The following is a 17,463-nucleotide window of genomic DNA, read 5'->3' on the forward strand; positions in this document are numbered from 1 at the left end:
TTAACCTTCCTTCTCAATCTTATCTAAAACGTGACGCAAGATTGAACCGTATTCATATTTGCCCGGGCAAACGAAAGAGCATAACGCCAAGTCTTCTTCGTCTAATTCAAGACAACCTAACGCTTGTGCACCATCGGTATCGCCCACGATTAAATCACGTAATAATAATGTCGGTAAAATATCCAACGGCATGACACGTTCATAACTACCGATTGGTACCATCGCACGCTCACCACCATTTTCTGCGGTAGTAAAGTTGAATAATTTTTTACCGAAATGACCTAATACGGTACGAGTAATCGAATATTTATTCGGTTGTGGCGTAATCCAGCCGAAGAATTCTTTTTCATTACCTTCTTCGATCACAGAAACTTGCAATGCATAACGACCGAGATAGTCGTGAGCACCTTTTGCTGTTTGACCGTAAAGTACCGAACCGGAAATAACGCGATTTTCACCCGCACTTAACTCGTCCTTCGTTAATTGGGAAAGGTTAGCCCCAATAACCGTACGCACTAAACGTGGCGATTTGACTTGTGGTCCCGCAAGAGAAACCACACGTTCTACATTAAGCTCGCCGGTTGTGAATAATTTACCGATAGCAATCACATCTTGATAGTTGATATACCAAACAGTTTTATTCATTCCTACAGGATCAATAAAGTGGATGTGAGTACCACTTAACCCCGCCGGATGAGGACCTGCAAATTCATTAATCACCACATTACTCGCATGTGATGCCGGAATTTTATTATCAGGCGCTTTACATAAGTGAATGTTGCCGTCATGTAAACGACTTAACACAGTTAAACCATTGACGAAATCATTTTCGGACGCAGCAATAATAACCGCAGGATCTGCCGCTAACGGATTCGTGTCCATCGCATTAACGAAAATGGATGAAGGTACGCCATCAATCGCAGGCACTTTGCTGAATGGACGGGTACGGAACGCTGTCCACAAACCAGATTCCTGTAAATTTTTACGCACTTGCTCCGCACTTAACGTGTTCAATTCGGCTACCGGGTATTTCTCGAAAGAAAGCGCTTCATCGCCTTCAACTTTAATTACCACAGATTGCAATACACGCTTTTCGCCACGGTGAATTGCTGTGATCGTACCACTCGCAGGCGCGGTGAAAATGACACCAGGATTCTTTTTGTCTTCAAAAAGCACCTGACCTTTTTTCACTACATCACCTTCGCGAACCTTCATAGAAGGGCGCATTCCCACATACTCTTCACCAAGCAAAGCAACTTCAGTAACGGTATTCCCGTTATGGATTACCTGCTCCGGTTTTCCTGCAATAGGAAGATCCAAGCCTTTTTTAATCGTAATCATATTGTTTGCACTACTTTTGTTAGATTAAAAATACAGCAACAACCCTAAGATTATTACCTCGTCTTGAGTGATAGTTGTTGAAATGATTAAAGAAGAAAACGGCAAAACACCGCTATGCCTAAATAACCACTCTCCAACCGATAAAAATAAAACTCAAATTCTGTTTAATTTTTACGAACATTTTCGTCCGTAAAAACGTTAAATTTTTGCTAAAAAAATTGGCTTATTTTAACCAAATAATAACGTTCTTACCACTTTGAAAGCCGATTGTTTATGTATTTTTGTGAAAAACTTCACATTATTTGCCAAAAATCAATTTTTTAATTTTTACAGGGTAATTACAAAGAGGTAAGGGACTTATTGCCCAACGCCTGCGCAATGAGGGGATTTGGGGAATTGTTGCCCCAATTCATCCCATTCTTGTTTGGTATAAAGATGCAATGCCAAGGCATGAATGCCATTTTGTAAATCTTGAGAGAGTAATTGATAAATTTTGCGGTGACGAGCAACTTTGCTAATGCCCTCAAACGTATCGCTCACCAAGACGATTTTAAAATGTGAATCTGCGCCACGCCCAGAACTGTGCATATAGCTTTCATTTTCAACCGCAATAAAGTGCGGTTGAAATTCTTGGCGTAATCGTTGCTCTAATTCTTGTTGTTTTGACATATTTCTTCCTAAAACGAATGATTAAATTAAATGGGAGAGACTATACAATCCATTGTAACTTTGTAAGAATAACGCAAATTTATTCAAACTAATGAGGATATTATGAAATTTAACATGAAAACCTTAATACTCGGCTCAATCTTACTTTCAAATGCATTATTAAGTGGTTGCCAAAGTGAATCCAACACGTTACGTTTTACACCTGCTGCGCCACAAGCGAGCATGAATGTTAACCAATCCGCTGTTGTTTACGTCACCACTCGCGATATGCGCCAAGTACCTGAAATTTCCAGTTATGTTGCCGATGGGAAACTCGTAAAACTATCGGCGATGCCAAGTGTCACCGAGCTATTCCAACAAGTTGAACAACAAAACCTTATCAGCAAAGGATTTCGCATCGGCACGGCAAATAACGCAAATGCGGCAGTCACCGTAAACGTGCAAGAGTTTTTTGCTAAAGTCAATCAAGGAAACTTACGCTACGATATCGATAGCAAAATCCAGTTAGCCATTCATGTGCAAGGTGCTAAAGGTCAATTCACCAAAAATATTGGTACAACACGTAGCCACTCGGGGGCATTCTCTGCTAAAAACTCAGAGATCCAAAAGGTGTTAGGTGAAACCTTTAATGACATCGTTCAATCTATCTATAAAGACCAAGAAGTCACTCAGGCAATTAATCAATACGCTAACTAAAAACACAGTGAAAAACCACCGCACTTTCTAGCTGAGCTCAGAAAAGAGCGGGACAAAAACCAAGAGTTTTTAGGTCACAATCCCAAAGATAAAAATAACGCATAAATTTCATTCTGATTTATGCGTTATTTTTTGCTTTGCAAAATACAAAATCAGAAAAAACAAAAGCCGCTAACTACTTAGCGGCTTTCTTGAATTTGGCTCCTCCTGCGGGACTCGAACCTGCGACATATGGATTAACAGTCCACCGTTCTACCGACTGAACTAAGGAGGAATAGTGGTGCCTCGAGGCGGAATCGAACCACCGACACGGGGATTTTCAATCCCCTGCTCTACCGACTGAGCTATCGAGGCAACTCATCAGTGGTGCGTATTAAACGTTTTTTTGAATTTCAAGTCAACATCTATTTTTAAAAAATACGAAATAATTAACTTATTTGCACATTTAACAAGCGAAACGTACATAAATGCTACATTTATCGAAAAATTTTTACTTCTTATATAAAAAGAAAGCCCGCTCAATATTTATTAAGCGGGCGATAAATTTCACAAAAGATTGCGATTAACGTCTGACACGATAGCTCTTTTGCGCTTTATCAACTTTCACCAAATAATTTCGCGCCTGCGCGGATGGGTGGCTAGTTGTCAAAATACGATACACTTGTTCCGGATAAAGTTGGTTAATTTTCATCATTGCCATCTCTTTATCATCGTTAAATACGCGCAATACCGCACCGGCACCGCTGTTATACGCCGAAATCATGGCAAAGCGTTTTGATGTCGGATTCGTAATACCATCTAAGTATTTATTTTGTAGCAACCATAAATACGCCGCACCGGCATCAATGTTTTTCTCAGGATCAAACAAATAATTTTTACTTGGTTGACCACTCATGCCTTTCATTTGGAACACATCGCGTCCTGCGGTGTGCGGCACCACTTGCATTAAGCCCATGGCGTTAGCATAGCTTATCGCATACGGGTTAAAGCTCGATTCTGTTTGCATAATGCCCAGAATTAAACTTTCATCCAATCCATAACGACGCGCAACTTTACGCACAATCGGTAAATATTTTTGTGCACGTACTTCCACGTGATTAGCAATCATTGGAATCACCACAAATTGCACTTGATTGCCATTCGATAAACGACGTGTTTGCAATTTATTTTGAATTAAATACGTGGCGAAATTACTTGCGGCAAACTGATCCGCAATAGAGCCGCCACGGTTATCGATCACCTGTCCAACCAAGAAAGGGCGAGAGCTAATCGGCACATCACCGGAAGCAAATAAATCGATGCCATTCGCATCAGAGCCCATCAATAATGTATGGACAATAGCATTATGTAAACGGTTTAAATCTGCCTGCGTTTCGATGGTAATCAAACCTTCATCAAAACTCACATGGCTACGGGTAAAGTAACGATCCGTATATTTCACATAGTCCTTACGACTTGCGACCAACAGCTCGTTTACCCCCCAAATGCGGTCGATATTATTGGCAAATTGTCCGGTTAAAATATCCAAACCACGGGTATCTTTTGCAAAGGCTTCATCGTAATCCAATCCCCGATGATGCGAACCGCCGCCACAAGCATATAAAAAAGGGATAAGGGCTAAAATTAAATACTTCTTCATTTTTTATTTCGCTTCAGGAGGAGTGTAACCTTCAATATGCACGTCTTTGCCTTCAAAAAGAAAGCCCACCATTTCCTGTTCCAATAACTTACGATGCTCCGCATTCATCATGTTTAATTTTTTCTCATTCACCAACATGGTTTGTTTTTTCATCCATTCGCCCCATGCTTGTTTACTAATAGAATCAAAAATGCGTTTACCCAATTCACCCGGATACAACTGAAAATCCAACCCTTCGGCTTCTTGTTTTAAACGTTCACAAAACACCATTCTTGCCATAATGATTCCTTACATATTGAGTTAATAAATTCTTCACGGGCGTTGCCAACCCGATAGGTTCAGGATGCTGCGGATCATACCAATATTTGACCGCACTTAATAGGTCTGATTGATATTCCTCCGTTTTTTTCGGCACTTTTTTCCAAGGCGAACAATCCTCATCTGCGGTCTCGGCTAAGCTGCCAACTTGCGCATAAATTGGATAAATATCTAAATGAAAATGGCTAAATGTATGGCGAAATGCCGGCCACTCCTGATATTGCCTAATCCCGTTTGCGGCTAAATAGGCTAATAACGCCTGCTTTTCAGTAAATTGCGGAAAACAATACAATCCGCCCCATAAACCAGCGCTTTCCCGTTGTTCCAAGGCAATTTTGCCGTTTTGTTCTAACAACAAGAAATAACTTTCTCGTTCCGGTAGCGTTTTTTTCGGCTTTTTACCGGGATAAGCCTGCCAATTTTGTTCGGCCTTTGCTCGACAGTCCTTTTTTAGCGGACAAAGATCGCATTTGGGCTTGGTTCGCGTACACACCATTGCACCAAGATCCATCATTGCCTGATTAAAATCCGCCACCTGTTCCGTTGGGGTCACCTGCGCGGTCAATTGCCACAAACGATCTTCCGTTTTCTTCTCGCCCGGCCAACCATCCACGGCAAAATAACGGGATAACACCCGCTTCACATTACCGTCCAGAATGGGATAAGGCGCATTCAAACAAGAAGATAACACTGCTCCTGCCGTACTTCTCCCCACACCGGGCAATGCCCAGACTTGTTCAAATTCTATCGGAAATATGCCGCCATATTGATCACGCATGATTTGCGCCGCTTTATGCAAATTTCGCGCCCGCGCGTAATAACCCAAGCCCGTCCACAAATGCAGCACCTCATCTAACGGCGCATCAGCAAGTGCGGTCAAATTAGGAAACGTTTTAACAAAATGTTCAAAATACGGAATGACCGTTGCCACCTGCGTTTGCTGCAGCATTACTTCTGACAACCAAACGCCATACAAGGTTTTATTTTGTTGCCACGGCAAATTTTTTCGCCCGAACTTGGCATACCACGACAGTACGGCATGTGCAAAAGGCGCATGGGGAGATGATTGAGCGAGCATAAATCCTGATATATTCATAAAAAGTGCGGTCGTAAAAAACAGCGTTTTTGAGCGTCAATTTGCCGCCAATCCAAGGGGATAAACAACCGAACCTAATTCGATTGTGCGTAAAATATTCGCTGTTTTTCAACCGTTTGATAACACAAAAACCGGCAAAGTTTATCACAAAGTACAATGCACCTTCAGCAAACTTCAAGAAATCCCTTAAGGTTTAACCGGGCTAAATTGCTAATGTATTGGAAACAGCCTATAATCAGCCGCTAAAATTTTCCGCAGACAATAATTTCAACTTCAAAGAATTCATGTTAGAAACGCAATCAGAACATTCCATTCAACCGACTTTTGCCGACCAAAAACGCAAAACCGTTGAAGCTGCCGAGTTTACCGAAGACGGACGTTATAAACGCAAAGTGCGCAGCTTCGTGTTACGCACCGGACGCTTAAGCGATTATCAAAAAAACGCCATGAACCAAAACTGGGCGGCGCTCGGCTTAGACTATCAACCGCAGCCATTTGATTTCAATGCAATTTACGGCAACGACAATCCGGTCATTTTGGAAATTGGCTTCGGCATGGGCAGTTCGTTGGTGGAAATGGCGGCACAAAATCCTGATAAAAATTACTTAGGCATTGAAGTGCATACACCGGGTGTAGGCGCTTGTATCGCTTATGCCGTAGAAAAAGGCGTCACTAATTTACGCGTGATTTGCCACGATGCTACTGAAATTCTGCGTGACAGCATTGCGGATCAAAGTCTCGGCGGGTTACAACTGTTTTTCCCGGATCCATGGCATAAAGCGAGACATCACAAACGCCGAATCGTACAACCGCACTTTATCGACCGTTTATTAAATAAATTGCAGGCAGGTGCTTTCATTCACATGGCAACCGACTGGCAAAACTATGCGGAACACATGTTGGACGTGTTGCAACAATATCCTCAATTACGCAATACGTCAGACACAAACGACTACATCCCTCGCCCTGATTTTCGTCCGCTGACAAAGTTTGAACAACGCGGTCACCGTCTTGGCCACGGCGTATGGGATCTGTATTTCATCAAATCTTAATTTCATCCACCTCAATAGAAGGAAATCATCATGGCTATTAAACGTAACCAAAGACAACGTAAAAAAATGCATATCGCCGAATTCCAAGAGTTAGGCTTTTTAGTGCAATGGCAATTTGCTGAAGGCACTTCCGTAGAACAAATCGACAGCACCGTTGACCGCTTCATCAGCGAAGTAATCCAACCAAATGGGTTAGCTTACGAAGGCAGCGGCTACTTGCACTGGGAAGGTTTAGTGTGCTTAGAAAAAATCGGTAAATGCGATGCGTCTCACCAAGAATTAGTGAAAAACTGGTTAACGCAAAACGGCTTACAACAAGTGGAAGTTAGCGAATTATTTGATATTTGGTGGGATTACCCAACAAAATAATCGCTATTAAAAATAGCTAAAAAACAGACCGCACTTTTTCGCCTACAAAGCGCAATAAAAAGTGCGGTCATTTTTTTATGTCTTTTTACAGAATATTACTGTGAATACTTAACGACATTCGCCTTAACTTGAATTTTCTCACCGTTATCAAACAGCAATGTCAGCGGAAAATGTCCCCCTGCCTGCAAAGCCATAGCAGAATCAAACACCATAATATGTAAACCACCCGGCTTCAGTTTTACGTTGCCTTTGGCAGGAATTTCAATGCCATCCGAGGTGATCATTTTGCCGTTTTGTGTACCGTGCAAAACCAAATTTGCCGGCTGACTGCTCTGCACCATCGCAAGATTAACGGCTTCGTTACCGTCATTATGCAATTCCATAAAAACAGCCGTTGGTTCACCCGCCTGTTGGGTTGCAAAAATGATCGGATTGGTCACACTGATTTTTGCCAACGTGCCAAGAGGCAAAAGTGCGGTCATAAAAAACAACGTTTTAAAAATACGTCGCATCGTTTTCTCCTTTTTCATTTCTTATTGATTTCGTCGGCATTGCCGATTGCCTTTAAAATATAGCAGAAAAATGCTATATTACCGCCCACTTTTTCATACCTATTTTATGCAATTCTAAAACCTCAATGGCAAATTATTACGACATTACACTCGCCCTAGCCGGCGTCTGCCAAGCAGCGAAACTCGTACAACAACTGGCGTTAAATGGTGAAGCGGACTCAACGGCATTAGAAACCGGTTTAAACAGTTTGCTACAAATCGCACCGGATACAGCATTAGATGTTTTTGGCGGCGAGCTAAACAACCTGAAATTGGGGTTAACCACACTTTGCGAACAACTTAACGGCAGCGAGCCGGAACTAGGTCGTTATTGGCTCAGTCTGTTGGCATTAGCGGCAAAACTTAACAAAACCCCGGAAGCCAAACAAGAATTGGCACGCCGCATTCAATATTTACCTACACAGCTGGAACATTACCACTTACTCGACGAACAGATGCTGTCTAATTTTGCCGGCATTTATGTGGACGTTATCAGCCCGTTAGGTCGCCGAATTCAAGTGACCGGCGTCACCCAATATTTACAGCATTTAGGCACACAAAATCGCATTCGCGCCGCGTTATTAGCCGGCATCCGTTCCGCTATTTTGTGGCAACAAGTGGGCGGCACCAAATGGCAACTGCTGTTTTTCCGTCGCAAAATCGCCACCACGGCACAACACATTCTCTCTTCTCTTTAATATGGAGCTCTCATCTATGCAACTTAGCGCGCTAACCGCACTTTCCCCGATTGATGGTCGTTATCAAGACAAAACCGCCCGTTTACGTCATATTTTCAGCGAATTCGGTTTATTAAAATTCCGCGTTACGGTGGAAGTTCGTTGGTTACAAAAATTAGCAGCGACCGCCCAAATCACCGAAGTTCCTTCTTTGTCAAAAGAAGCAAACGATTACCTTAACCAAATTGTCGCTAATTTTGCTATTGAAGATGCCGAGCGCATTAAAGAAATTGAAAGAACGACCAACCATGATGTGAAAGCGGTGGAATATTTCCTTAAAGAAAAAAGCGCAGCATTGCCTGAATTGGCGGCAATCAGCGAATTTATTCACTTTGCCTGCACATCTGAAGACATCAACAACCTTTCCCACGCCTTAATGCTAAACACCGCGCGTGAAGAAGTATTGTTGCCGGAGTGGCAAAATTTAATCGAAAAAATCACCGCACTTGCCGAGCAATATAAAACCATTCCATTGCTTTCCCGCACGCACGGTCAACCTGCATCGCCAACCACCGTGGGCAAAGAAATGGCAAACGTGGTGTATCGTTTAAGACGCCAATACAAACAATTACAACAAATTGATATTCTTGGCAAAATCAACGGTGCTGTGGGCAACTATAACGCCCATTTATCCGCTTACCCGAATATTGATTGGCATACCTTCAGCGAAGAATTCGTGACGTCTTTGGGCATTACATGGAACCCGTACACCACCCAAATCGAACCGCATGATTACATCGCCGAATTGTTCGATTGCGTAGCGCGTTTTAACACTATCGTGATCGACTTCGACCGCGACCTATGGGGTTACATCGCATTAAATCATTTCAAACAACGTACTATCGCTGGTGAAATCGGTTCTTCCACCATGCCACACAAAGTCAACCCAATCGACTTCGAGAACTCCGAAGGCAACCTTGGTTTGGCAAACGCCGTGATGGCACACTTAGGCAGCAAATTACCGATTTCCCGTTGGCAACGCGATTTAACGGATTCCACCGTGTTGCGTAACCTTGGCGTGGGTTTAGGCTACTGCTTAATCGCCTATGCGGCGACCCAAAAAGGCATCAGCAAATTAGAAGTGAATGAAACCCATTTACGTGAAGAATTGGATCAAAACTGGGAAGTGCTCGCCGAACCAATTCAAACCGTGATGCGTCGTTACGGCATTGAAAAACCGTACGAAAAACTGAAAGAACTCACCCGCGGCAAGCGCGTAGATGCCAAAGCAATGTTTGATTTTATTGAGAAATTAGACATTCCGGCAGAAGAAAAAGCACGCTTGCAACAACTCACGCCGGCAAGCTATATCGGCGCGGCAGTACAGTTGGTGGAAAAACTGTAAATCATTAAAAAACGGTCGTATCAAATACGACCGTTTTTCTTTTTACGCCTTTCTCAGTCCAAAATTCACGGAAAAAAACGACCGCACTTTTCAGTCTTATGATCAAATCTAAATATTGATAATAATTTGCATTTATAAGCTCATCACCCTAGAATAGACACCGTTCAAATTTGCCATTTAGGCAAAATCTATTTGAATAAACATCTTTTAAAAGGAGCATTTATGAAACTTAACGCATTAAAACTAGCAACACTTACCGCAGCATTGGCATTCTCTAGCGCCACTTTCGCTGACATTACCGTGTATAACGGTCAACACAAAGAAGCGGCTAAAGCGGTCACAGAAGCCTTTACCAAAGAAACCGGTATTAAAGTCACTTTAAACAGTGCTAAAAGCGAACAGCTTGCCGGTCAGTTAAAAGAAGAAGGGGACAAAACCCCGGCTGATGTATTCTATACCGAACAAGTCGCCTCCTTTGTTGGATTATCCGACGCAGATCTACTCGAACCACTCTCAGCTAACATCATTAAACAAACCCAACATAAAGGCGTACCGGTAGCACCGAAAAAAGATTGGCTCGCCTTAAGCGGTCGTTCCCGTGTGGTGGTTTATGACAAAAATAAACTCTCCGAAAAAGACATGGAAAAATCCGTGTTAGATTACGCTACGCCGAAATGGAAAGATAAAATCGGTTATGTGCCGACTTCCGGTGCGTTCTTAGAACAAGTTGTAGCCATCACCAAACTAAAAGGCGAACAAGCGGCGTTAGATTGGTTAAAAGGCTTGAAAGAAAATGGCAAACTCTACGCGAAAAACAGCGTGGCATTACAAGCTGTTGAAAATGGCGAAGTACCGGCTGCGTTGATTAACAACTATTATTGGTATGCCTTAGCAAAAGAAAAAGGGGCGGATAACTTAAACACCCGCTTATACTTCATTCGCCACCAAGACCCGGGCGCATTAGTCACTTACTCCGGTGCTGCAGTGTTAAAAGGCTCCAAAAATAAAGAAGAAGCGAAAAAATTCATCGAATTCTTAGCCAGCAAGAAAGGTCAAGAAGCGCTTGTAGCTGCCCGAGCAGAATACCCATTGCGCGCTGACGTGGTTTCTCCATTCAACATGGAACCTTACGCAAAACTAGAAGCCCCTGAAGTCACCGCAACAACGGCGCAAGACAAAGAAAAAGCCAATAAATTAATTGAGCAAGCGGGATTGAAATAATCGTATCGCTACGGTATCTCTCAAAATTAAATACCGTGGATGCGTGTTAAAAATATAAAAAGCCACCTGAAAGTGCGGTCGTTTTTCAACGCATTTTTCGGGTGGCTTTTTTATGGTGGAAGAAATTCCATAAATTTACAGCCTTCAGGCAACCTAATAGAGGCTCTAGGAATGAATTGGAGAATAAACAGTACAACTGAAGGATTAGCATGAAACTTTCAAGAATTATTTTTTAATTTCTTCGACTAAACGTGTTAGGCGTTGCTCACGCAGAACTTTATTCTTTAGTTCACACTCCCAAATGACAATAACATGAAATCCGGAATTTATTAATATCTCTTGGTTTTTCTTATCTCGTATTTTGTTTTTCGCAATTTTTTCTCGCCAAAAATCCGCATTGTCGGCGGGAAGAGAACCTTTTTTACAATCATGCCCATGCCAAAAACAACCGTGTATAAAAATGATTGTTTTATATTTAGGTAAAACGAGATCCGGTGCGCCGGCGTATCGTTTATCATTTTTCCTAAAACGAAACCCTAAAGAAAATAAAAACGTTCTGACCCATATCTCAGGTTTAGTATTTCTACTTTTTACCTTCGACATGATTTCAGAACGTTTTTCTTGAGAGAAAATATCAGTCATTAAGTTTTAATTTCTCATATTTTTCGATAAACTCATAATGATAGTTCTTGGCGGCTTGCAACAGATTCACATAAGGCTTAATATACAAAATACCTCGTCCTGCATAAGTGTCAGCCATTATTTTTACTTCATCTATTTTTGATTGTGAGCCAGCTATTATATAACAATGAATATTATACCCAAATTCATTACCAAGCTTTTCTTTAATAAAACTAACATAGCGGATTCCTTGAAGTAATTCTTTTGTTCCAACTACAGTATTGGGTCTCTTCAATTCAATAATAAAAAATTGCCCTGAAAAATTTTGACATAAAAAATCAATTCTTCTATCTTTTTCCTCTAAATCATCATCTTTAAAATGCTCTTTTAATAGTTTTGAATAAGTAACCTCATCTTTAAAGGACATTATTCTAGGGTCTAATAACCAAGGGAATTGCGTAAGAAAATTATGTAATGTAGGAACTTCTCTAGCATTACTTTGAATATATTCTTCAAATTTAGTAATAGTTTCCAGTCTAACTTTTGAAAGTTTATAAAACTCTCTAGCCTCAATTAGTTGCCATTCTTTCATTAATTGAATTAACTTTTCAGGCTCTTTAAAATCTCCTTCTCCAATGTCGGAGGCTAATTCCTTAAATGATTCAAATTGATATGAATCTTGTACAAACTTTATCAGATTATGTGCTTTTTCCCGTTCCAGTCCTTCCGCATTAATGATTTGTTTCATTATTTTTTGCGCTAATTCTCTTTCATGTTTAGGTAAGGTTTGATACCAGGAATCTAGATCTATACCTAGATCTTTTTTAACTTTTTCTTTCTTATCTATCTCTCTCTGACTTTTTTGAAAGTTATAGAATTTTTTTATCATAATCTGTAACGTATCCTCTAGTCTTTTGGTCTCATCAAGCTCCCAATTTAATGAATCTCTAACTGTAGAAATAGCATCCTTAGAAAAGTCCTCTATAAAATCTACGTTTAACCATCCTGTTATATATGAATAACCAAAACTAGTTGCTGATAATTTATAAAATGAGTATTTATTAACTAATTTACCTCTTGAGAAAAGTGCGATCCCTCGCATTCTTTCTGGAACGGTTTCATCTTTAGTTGCAATTAATTTTCCTGTTATTTTATCTAAATAATTAACACTTTTATTATCTTCATCAGTGGTTAAATTTAGTTCACCCCAAGGAGAACTCCACTCAACTAAAGGTTCTAACCCTTTGTAGCGTAATTCATTAGTTACCTTTAATGGATTTTGTTTTTTAATATCATTATGATAGATAAAACATCTAAAATCTTCTTCGTTAAATACTTGGAAGTATGTTGAAAGTGAATAAGCAAGATCATCAGCTGAAAATCCTGTTTTCCTTTTTATCCCCTTTAATTTAATAATAGTTCCTGACTCTTGAGATACTTCTTTTCTATTATCTAAAATTTGAGGTTGATAAACTTTATTATCCCCCCCTTGACCTTGCATCTCATCCCAATTTAATAAGAAAGTTGTCTTTTTATAATCCTGTATTGTTGTAATTTCAACTATACTTGCAATGCCGAAGAAAGCTAACTTACCGATCCCTTTTTTACCGATTACATCCCTTTTCCCATTTTTGCTTTTTTCCGATTTTTCTTCTTTTCTTCTATTCCGTCCGATAACTAAAAATTTATCATTAATTTCTTCAAAGCTCATTCCGTGACCATTATCCTCAATAATAATGGACTTCTCATCACTTCCATCATTTAAAAAGATATTTACTTCCTCAGATTCTGCATCATAAGAATTAGATACTAACTCAGCAATTACTGGCGGTAGTGTAGAGTACATTTGTATCCCTAAATGCGTAATTACATTGGGATCAAATCTCATTTCAAGAACATCTGTTTTATTGGTCATTTTATTCTCCATATTTAGCTCTATAGTTATTATAAACAATAGCCTTGCCTATTTGCTCAGCATATTTAGGCGGTACGGCATTGCCGATTAATCGTGCAATTTTATCTCTGCCGGTCGCTTTAAACACATAAGTCTTTGGAAAAGATTGTAACGTTGCGCCTTCTCTCAAAGATAGGGCTCGATCTTCTTCCGGATGAACGAAACGACCGTTGGAAATGCTGAAAAATTTGGTCGTGATGGTAGGAGCGGGTCGATCCCACCATAAACGTCCGAATGTATCTCTGAAACTATCGTCCTTTCCGATAAAACATTTTAATTGCAAATCAGGACGATCGGCGAATGCTGAACGGCTACCACCATCTTTTGGTATCAATTTCAAACGTTGTAGATTGATCTCGGAAAGCCCGGCGCAACTGTGCATATAATCACTTCCATCTTGATGCCCTGCTGGTATTTTCGGAAATCCGTTTTCTACACCAAGAACATCCCTAACAGTCAATACTTTATCTTGTAATTCAATCGGCTCAAGCTTGTCTTCTGTAACCCTATTTGCTACCAATGTAAAACGTTTTCGGCTTTGCGGCACGCCATAGTTCTTCGTATTGTGAATGTCGAAATGAACGACATAACCTAAAGACTCTAATTTTTCGATAAAAACGTCTAACCCACTTTCTTTACGACGACTAAAAACACCGGGAACGTTTTCTACAATGACATAACCGGGAGTGAAATATTCGACAAATCGTTGAAATTCGGATAATAAGTTTTTAGATTGTTCGGATTTTTGTCTACTTGTTTGAATAACGCTCCAATACTGGCAGGGGCTGCAACCGATTAAGATTAAATCGTCATCATTTCGAGAAAGATTAAGCGTACGTTCTAAATCTTTTTCGCTTAGCTCGAAAACGTTAGCATGGATAAATTTAGCATTCTTGATATTTGCTTCGTAAGTCTCTTTGCAACTGATCTCATAGTCGATTCCAGCAAGAATTTGGATACCGGCTTTTTGTAAACCGTAACTCATGCCGCCACCGCCACAGAAAAAATCAACTGCTTTCAATAGATTTTTTTGCATACTCTTCATCAAACAGGGTTATTTTTCATATCTCATGGTATATAGCATTATTCTTTCTATTTATCAATATATAGGATAATCACGTGTTTGTTATATAATCCCTCCTTAACCCGAGCCATTAATTTTAACCCAATACTAAAAAGGACAACCCCTTGAACCGCAACCCTCCGTTTTGGCTGACCGCCTTGATTATTCTCATCAGTTTGCCGTTGATTTTGCCGTTTCTCTATGTGGTGGTTAGGGCGGTTGATGTGGGTTGGGTGCGCAGTATTGAATTGCTTTGGCGACCGCGTATGTGGGAGCTGTTGAGCAATACGTTATTGCTGATGGTGTGTGTGACGACATTTTCCATCATCCTCGGCACGGTTTGCGCCTTTTTGTTAGAACGCTATCGCTTTTTGGGAAAGCCTTTTTTTCAGGTGGCGATGACATTGCCGCTTTGTATTCCCGCCTTTGTCAGCTGTTTCACCTGGATTAGCCTCACTTTTAGCGTCGAGGGCTTTTGGGGTACGATCGGCATTATGACCTTAAGCTATTTTCCGCTTGCCTATTTGCCTGTTGCCGCCACGTTAAAACGGCTTGATCGGTCATTGGAGGAAGTCAGTCTTTCTCTCGGCAAAAGCCGTCGCGATACCTTTTGGTATGCCATATTCCCCCAGTTAAAACCGGCTATCGGCAGCAGTATTTTATTAATCGCATTACATACATTGGTGGAATTCGGTGCCGTGTCTATTTTGAATTATCAAACTTTCACCACGGCTATTTTCCAAGAGTATGAAATGGCCTTTAATAACAATACGGCGGCGTTACTGTCGGCGGTATTAATGGTTATTTGTGCCTTGATCGTGTTCGGCGAAATTTTCTTTCGTGGACAACAAATCCTGTATAACAGCAGCAAAGGCGTGACTCGCCCTTATCCGGTGAAAAATTTAACCGCCGGCAAGCAATTCTTGGCTGTTATTTTTTTCCTCACAATTTTTATCCTCAGCATAGGTGTGCCACTCATCATGTTGATTCACTGGATGTTTGTAGGCACGTCTATTGAAAGTGCGGTGGATTTTTCCGCCTTTTTTGAAGCCTTCAGCAATTCTTTGCTGGTTTCGGGTTTAGGCGCGGGTCTCACCGTGCTTTGCGCGCTGCCACTCGTTTGGAGTGCTGTGCGTTATCGTAGTCGCCTCACTGTGTGGATTGACCGCCTGCCATATTTATTGCATGCGATGCCGGGTTTGGTAATTGCCTTGTCCTTGGTGTATTTCACCATTAACTACGCCTATTCTTTCTACCAAACCTTCCTCATGGTGATAGTCGCCTATTTCATGTTGTATTTACCCTTGGCACAAACCACGTTGCGTAGCTCCTTGGAGCAAATCTCCGATAACGTCGAAAAAGTAGGGCAAAGCCTTGGGCGTAGTCATTTTTATATTTTCCGTACGCTCACCATTCCCGCCATGTTGCCAGGCATTACCGGTGCCTTTGCGTTGGTGTTTTTAAACCTAATGAAAGAGCTCACCGCCACCTTATTGCTCACCCCAAACGACATCAAAACCTTATCCATCGCCGTTTGGGAATACACTAGCGATGCCCAATATGCAGCCGCCACACCTTATGCCATAATGCTCATGCTATTTTCCGGCATTCCGGTGTTTTTATTGAAAAAATATGCGTTTAAATAATGACAACACAAACTTCTATGCAAACAACACCACTCCTCCAAATCCACTGCCTCAATAAACATTTCGGGCAGACACATGTGCTACGTGATATTTCCCTTGAATTGCACAGTGGCGAAATCTTGTTTTTACTCGGTGCTTCCGGTTGTGGAAAAACGACTTTGCTACGTGCTATTGCCGGTTTTGAACAACCTGATAACGGTGAAATTTATCTAAAAGAGCGGTTGATTTTTGGCGCAAATTGCAATATTCCACCGCAACAGCGTCGGCTAGGTTATGTGGTGCAGGAAGGCGTGTTATTTCCACACTTGAATGTGTATCGCAATATTGCTTACGGGTTGGGCGATGGCAAAGGTCGCTCCCCTGAAGAACGACAACGCATTGACGAAGTAATGGCGCTCACCGGTATTTGTGCGCTCGCCGACCGTTTTCCGCACCAACTTTCCGGTGGGCAACAACAACGTGTCGCCTTGGCACGCGCCATTGCACCAAATCCTGAACTAATTTTATTGGACGAGCCGTTCAGTGCCTTAGATGAACATCTACGCCAACAAATCCGTCATGATATGTTGCAAGCACTCCGCCAAAGTGGTACTTCCGCCATTTTCGTCACCCATGATCGAGACGAGGCCTTGCGTTATGCCGATAAAATCGCTGTGTTGCAAAATGGAGAAATCTTACAAATTGCCAACCCGCGTACGCTTTATTGGTCACCAAAACACCTTTCCACTGCCACTTTTATCGGCGAAAGCATTGTGTTGCCGGCAACCTTAAATTCACCTTCAACGGCGCATTGCCAATTAGGTGACATTGCCGTCATAGACAAAAGCCAAGGGCAACAACGCGGCACGCTACTTCTCCGTCCGGAACAATTCAGCCTGTTAAGAACACCTCAGAATCCAACCGCACTTTTTAACGCAGTGGTAAAAAACGTGGAATTTAAAGGCAAAATTACGGCGATTCGACTTGAAATAAACGGGTTCGACATTGAGTTAGAGGAACACCATGGAATTGAGTTGTGTGTAGGAGATAAGGTTGACGTTTATTTATATGGCACGGGCTTGTTTTATGGGGAATAAGTGTTCGCTTTATGGCGGTTGCAATTTATGTTGTAGGTAAAAGGAAAGCGCTATTCATGAGCACATGAG

At 41.3% G+C, this 17,463-nt stretch carries 17 protein-coding genes and 2 tRNA genes; 8 read left to right on the forward strand and 11 right to left on the reverse strand.

Annotated elements, in window-relative coordinates; genetic code table 11:
• Both J5A60_RS07755 and J5A60_RS07760 read right to left on the reverse strand, forming a co-directional pair.
• On the reverse strand, nt 1-1,341 hold the full coding sequence (locus J5A60_RS07755) for a Na(+)-translocating NADH-quinone reductase subunit A (protein ID WP_212509996.1): 1,341 nt from the start codon (nt 1,339-1,341) through the stop codon (nt 1-3).
• 357 nt (nt 1,342-1,698) lie between these two features.
• Nucleotides 1,699-2,010: a BolA family transcriptional regulator gene (locus tag J5A60_RS07760; protein WP_212509997.1), complete on the reverse strand. Its 312-nt coding sequence runs from the start codon at nt 2,008-2,010 to the stop codon at nt 1,699-1,701.
• A gap of 102 nt (nt 2,011-2,112) precedes the next feature.
• On the opposite strand from J5A60_RS07760, the gene J5A60_RS07765 reads away from it, so the two are divergent.
• The gene (locus J5A60_RS07765) at nt 2,113-2,706 is read left to right on the forward strand and encodes a YajG family lipoprotein (RefSeq protein ID WP_212509998.1); all 594 of its coding nucleotides are present in this window, start codon (nt 2,113-2,115) and stop codon (nt 2,704-2,706) included.
• Between the two features lie 198 nt (nt 2,707-2,904).
• Here J5A60_RS07765 and J5A60_RS07770 read toward each other — a convergent pair.
• From J5A60_RS07770 to mutY, 5 genes are all read right to left on the reverse strand, one after another.
• Nucleotides 2,905-2,980: transfer RNA gene (locus J5A60_RS07770), tRNA-Asn, on the reverse strand.
• A gap of 4 nt (nt 2,981-2,984) precedes the next feature.
• Nucleotides 2,985-3,060: transfer RNA gene (locus J5A60_RS07775), tRNA-Phe, on the reverse strand.
• Nucleotides 3,061-3,268: 208 nt separating this feature from the next.
• A complete protein-coding gene (gene mltC, locus J5A60_RS07780; RefSeq protein ID WP_048750776.1) occupies nt 3,269-4,345 on the reverse strand; it encodes a membrane-bound lytic murein transglycosylase MltC in 1,077 nt (358 codons plus the stop codon).
• Between the two features lie 3 nt (nt 4,346-4,348).
• Nucleotides 4,349-4,624: an oxidative damage protection protein gene (locus tag J5A60_RS07785; RefSeq protein ID WP_212509999.1), complete on the reverse strand. Its 276-nt coding sequence runs from the start codon at nt 4,622-4,624 to the stop codon at nt 4,349-4,351.
• The gene (gene mutY, locus J5A60_RS07790) at nt 4,602-5,741 is read right to left on the reverse strand and encodes an A/G-specific adenine glycosylase (protein WP_212510000.1); all 1,140 of its coding nucleotides are present in this window, start codon (nt 5,739-5,741) and stop codon (nt 4,602-4,604) included. Before mutY ends, J5A60_RS07785 begins: the two co-directional genes overlap by 23 nt.
• Before the next feature lie 302 nt (nt 5,742-6,043).
• Between mutY and trmB the strand changes: the two genes are divergently transcribed.
• Both trmB and J5A60_RS07800 read left to right on the forward strand, forming a co-directional pair.
• Nucleotides 6,044-6,811, forward strand: a complete 768-nt coding sequence (gene trmB, locus J5A60_RS07795; protein ID WP_165817790.1) for a tRNA (guanosine(46)-N7)-methyltransferase TrmB — start codon at nt 6,044-6,046, stop codon at nt 6,809-6,811.
• A gap of 30 nt (nt 6,812-6,841) precedes the next feature.
• On the forward strand, nt 6,842-7,180 hold the full coding sequence (locus J5A60_RS07800) for a YggL family protein (protein ID WP_111296753.1): 339 nt from the start codon (nt 6,842-6,844) through the stop codon (nt 7,178-7,180).
• 95 nt (nt 7,181-7,275) lie between these two features.
• Here J5A60_RS07800 and J5A60_RS07805 read toward each other — a convergent pair whose 3' ends face one another.
• Nucleotides 7,276-7,692 (reverse strand): copper chaperone PCu(A)C, encoded by a 417-nt coding sequence (locus J5A60_RS07805; RefSeq protein ID WP_109104129.1) that lies wholly within the window; start codon nt 7,690-7,692, stop codon nt 7,276-7,278.
• Between the two features lie 125 nt (nt 7,693-7,817).
• On the opposite strand from J5A60_RS07805, the gene hflD reads away from it, so the two are divergent.
• From hflD to J5A60_RS07820, 3 genes are all read left to right on the forward strand, one after another.
• On the forward strand, nt 7,818-8,429 hold the full coding sequence (gene hflD / locus J5A60_RS07810) for a high frequency lysogenization protein HflD (RefSeq protein WP_109104130.1): 612 nt from the start codon (nt 7,818-7,820) through the stop codon (nt 8,427-8,429).
• A 16-nt stretch (nt 8,430-8,445) separates the two neighbouring features.
• Nucleotides 8,446-9,813, forward strand: a complete 1,368-nt coding sequence (purB, locus tag J5A60_RS07815; protein ID WP_109104131.1) for an adenylosuccinate lyase — start codon at nt 8,446-8,448, stop codon at nt 9,811-9,813.
• 222 nt (nt 9,814-10,035) lie between these two features.
• A complete protein-coding gene (locus J5A60_RS07820; RefSeq protein ID WP_109104132.1) occupies nt 10,036-11,034 on the forward strand; it encodes an iron ABC transporter substrate-binding protein in 999 nt (332 codons plus the stop codon).
• 225 nt (nt 11,035-11,259) lie between these two features.
• Here J5A60_RS07820 and J5A60_RS07825 read toward each other — a convergent pair whose 3' ends face one another.
• The 3 genes from J5A60_RS07825 to J5A60_RS07835 are packed head-to-tail and all read right to left on the reverse strand — an operon-like array spanning nt 11,260 to nt 14,645.
• Complete coding sequence (locus tag J5A60_RS07825; RefSeq protein ID WP_109104133.1) at nt 11,260-11,676, reverse strand: very short patch repair endonuclease; 417 nt, start codon at nt 11,674-11,676, stop codon at nt 11,260-11,262.
• Nucleotides 11,669-13,570, reverse strand: a complete 1,902-nt coding sequence (locus J5A60_RS07830) for an ATP-binding protein (protein WP_162541389.1) — start codon at nt 13,568-13,570, stop codon at nt 11,669-11,671. The genes J5A60_RS07825 and J5A60_RS07830 overlap by 8 nt, the downstream gene beginning before the upstream one ends.
• Before the next feature lies 1 nt (nt 13,571).
• A complete protein-coding gene (locus tag J5A60_RS07835; RefSeq protein ID WP_109104135.1) occupies nt 13,572-14,645 on the reverse strand; it encodes a DNA cytosine methyltransferase in 1,074 nt (357 codons plus the stop codon).
• A gap of 152 nt (nt 14,646-14,797) precedes the next feature.
• Between J5A60_RS07835 and J5A60_RS07840 the strand changes: the two genes are divergently transcribed.
• Nucleotides 14,798-16,318 (forward strand): iron ABC transporter permease, encoded by a 1,521-nt coding sequence (locus J5A60_RS07840; RefSeq protein ID WP_212510001.1) that lies wholly within the window; start codon nt 14,798-14,800, stop codon nt 16,316-16,318.
• A gap of 17 nt (nt 16,319-16,335) precedes the next feature.
• The gene (locus tag J5A60_RS07845; protein ID WP_109104157.1) at nt 16,336-17,394 is read left to right on the forward strand and encodes an ABC transporter ATP-binding protein; all 1,059 of its coding nucleotides are present in this window, start codon (nt 16,336-16,338) and stop codon (nt 17,392-17,394) included.
• Nucleotides 17,395-17,463: the final 69 nt, after the last annotated feature.

Origin of the sequence: Aggregatibacter sp. oral taxon 513 (assembly GCF_018128305.1) — a bacterium.
GTDB classification, from domain to species: domain Bacteria; phylum Pseudomonadota; class Gammaproteobacteria; order Enterobacterales; family Pasteurellaceae; genus Aggregatibacter; species Aggregatibacter segnis_A.